The organism is Brevibacillus fulvus (assembly GCF_016908525.1).
GTDB lineage: Bacteria > Bacillota > Bacilli > Brevibacillales > Brevibacillaceae > Brevibacillus_G > Brevibacillus_G fulvus.
This window is the reverse complement of sequence record NZ_JAFBEB010000026.1, coordinates 1-3045: the sequence shown is the minus strand read 5'-3', so window position 1 is coordinate 3045 and position 3045 is coordinate 1. Positions and strand designations below refer to the sequence as shown.

The following is a 3045-nucleotide window of genomic DNA, read 5'->3' as shown; positions in this document are numbered from 1 at the left end:
ATGTTGGCAAGTGGTTTTTTAATTTATGCAGCCCCTACGGGTCTGCATAAATTAACTGCCATAACCTACATTTTTAGTCTGCCATAAACAGTAATAATGAGCACCTTTGTCCATTTGATCACCCTCCGATAAATCTAATATATGGCCTTTGATAAAATACTCCAAAAATCTCCAATTACCTTCAGAGTACGACAAGAAGAACATATATCATAGCTCACTACGCAACACTCGCAGTAATTCATGTATGTTTACACGGAACAGTATGGCTACCCATTACCATCAATTAAACAGACCAACAAAACTACAATTTTGATACTACTTGCCGTTAAACCCCCTCCTAATAAACAATAAAAGCACCTATTGTGGTGCTTTCTCTAATACAGAACCGGGGTGTATCCTATTCAAGTGCATCTGTCATAATTCACATCTAGCCATTAAAGTTATTACTTTGTAGATTCCATAATGAAAAAATGTAGGAAGGGAAATTTACTCCCTTCCTACCTCATAACTTTACTTTTTTGAATCCTTACTTTCTAATATATCTCGCGTTAAAACCTTCAATAGTCATATTCTCTTGAACTTCATTATGTGGGATAAGAAGGTACGACCATTCCTTACCACCGTGCTGTCTTTCATGCTCAGAAGCATGCTTACACCAATTTACTACGGCTTTAGCTTTATCCTGAACGACCTTATCATCCATCTCTGCTTCACTTTTGATTTCACAAATGTATTTATGAGAAGTTGTTTCCACAACAAAGTCTGGATTGTACGTAGAACTATGACCATAATAAATCTTTAATTGGCCAAGTGAAGGCTTAAACCACTTTAAAACATTTGCATCATTCTCACATATAACAGCAAAGCGACGCTCACTGTCTGAATCAAATTTCTGGGTAGGATAAAGGCACTTTAAGAAACCACCGAATACCAAGCTTTTGATTTTAGACTTGTCTTCGACTTGCTGGCGGAAATGACGAACACCTTCCTCTAGAATAGTGGTATAATGCACCTCTTTTGGCCGTTCAAATCCCTTACTAATTTTAACCTCATAATCAGTAGCTAGTTGATAAAAATGATCCTTCATTTGCAGATGTACAAGATCAGCTAAACGCAAGCGATTGTACATCAACACATTCTCTACAGCACGATCATCTGCCAAATAGCTTCTGAGGTGCTCAACTAATTGACTAGCTAACTTATAAAGTAGGTCAGCATGATCATCGTAAGATACATCAGGGAAGTCCATTAATGCAGACACAAGATAATCTTCTAATTTCTCTTCTTGATAAGATAAATCCTTACGCTTTATCGTATCCCGCTCATGTGTACGTAAATGTTGTATTAGAATATCGTCCTCAACTGGTTGGAGTTGGATGCCACTTGTATCAAGATCGAAGTCATGATACCCCCATCCAAGTTCACCTACTGGTTGTACTATTATACGGGGTATGTCAATCGTGTGCTTGATCAACTGTTCAACGTACACTTCTACAGTATGTTTGACTAAATTGTCCTTTTCTTCTGGGAATAGGTCAAGTTCTTCAGAAAGATAGGCCTCTTTTACTTCTCTTATTATTCTTTGCTTTACTTCTTCTTTACTCAACTCCTTAGAGGTAGGTAAATATTCTAATGATTCAACCCTCTTTTGAACCAGTTCAACTACTTGTCGTATTGTTGATGTTGGGGTCTGATTTGGAGTTTCATTCATTTTATCATTAAATAACTCCTGGATTTGATCCTCGATTTTCTGGGTTACTCGTTCTTCAAGAATTGGTGCCACGGTAATTGCTTTTTTCTGTTCCTTTGCTACGTCTTTACCAATTACTACCCCTTGTCGAATAATTGAGTTTGGATTGTTTGCTTCATCAATGATCTCTTGAAATTTATCATGGGCTATGATAGTTAAGCGATCCACAGACGGTACTCCAGTTCTTTTGCCATATGGCAACCTTAATCCTCTACCTATGGATTGCTCCACCAAGGTTTTAGAATTAGCCGCTCTTAAAGGAATAATAGTATAGAGGTTAGTAACGTCCCAACCTTCCTTAAGCATATTTACGTGTATAACAATTTCAGTTTCCGAAGAAGGATCTTCTACAGCCATTAACTGTTGAATTGTCTCATCTTTCTCCTCCCCACGTTGGTTTGAATGTACAGTAATAACCTTGTTTTTGTACCGTCCGTCAAAAAACTCATCAGATTGAATTATTTTCATTAAGTGGGTCGCATGATCTGTATCTTGAGCAACAATTAGAACAAAAGGCTTTACAATCGGTTGTTTATTTTGTCTAGCGTATACTTCTAATTCAACTTTTGTTTCTTCATGAATCGTAATACCATCTTCAAGCTTTATTCTTTCTAATTGATCTTCAGAATACTGAGATGGATTAAAGTTTTCTCGAGTCGCCACCGCCGGTTCTTTTACAAAACCATCCTCCATTGCTTTATGTAGAGGATAGCTATAAATAACATTTTTGAATGGAATTGCTCTTGTTCCCGTTTCAACCTGAGGTGTTGCCGTTAATTCTAAACCTAATACCGGATTTAATTCATTTAATACCTTTACACCTGCAGATGCCCTATAGCGGTGGGATTCATCCATTAAGAGTACCAAATCTGGGAGTGAAGATAGGTATTCAAAATAGCTTTGACCTATATACTCACTTAGACGTTTTATTCTCGGGGCTTTCCCCCCACGCACCTCAGAGTTTATCTTTGATATGTTAAATATGTTTATGTGAATTTCTTCGCTAGTATCTAATAATGAATTACGTATGCTTTTTGCTTCTTCATAATTTTCCCCAGTAATAATAACTGGGGGATTGGTAGTAAATTGTGAAATACCTTTGAAAACGTACTTCGGTGTATTAGGAGTGAAATCTTGTATAAGTTTGTTGTAAATTGTCAGATTAGGTGCTAGTACGAAGAAATTCTTTAATCCTTTTTCTAAAAGTCTGGTGATTTAGGTCAGTTGCAACCATCTCTTCAGCATGAAAAATGAGGAAAACACCCTACCCAACGCCGAAATGAGCAGGTCGGACA

At 37.1% G+C, this 3045-nt stretch carries 1 protein-coding gene; it reads right to left on the bottom strand.

Features of this window, described 5'->3' with window-relative positions; translation table 11 throughout:
• Positions 1 to 526: 526 nt before the first annotated feature.
• Positions 527 to 2905 (bottom strand): DEAD/DEAH box helicase family protein, encoded by a 2379-nt coding sequence (locus JOD01_RS19525; RefSeq protein ID WP_420829105.1) that lies wholly within the window; start codon positions 2903 to 2905, stop codon positions 527 to 529.
• Positions 2906 to 3045: the final 140 nt, after the last annotated feature.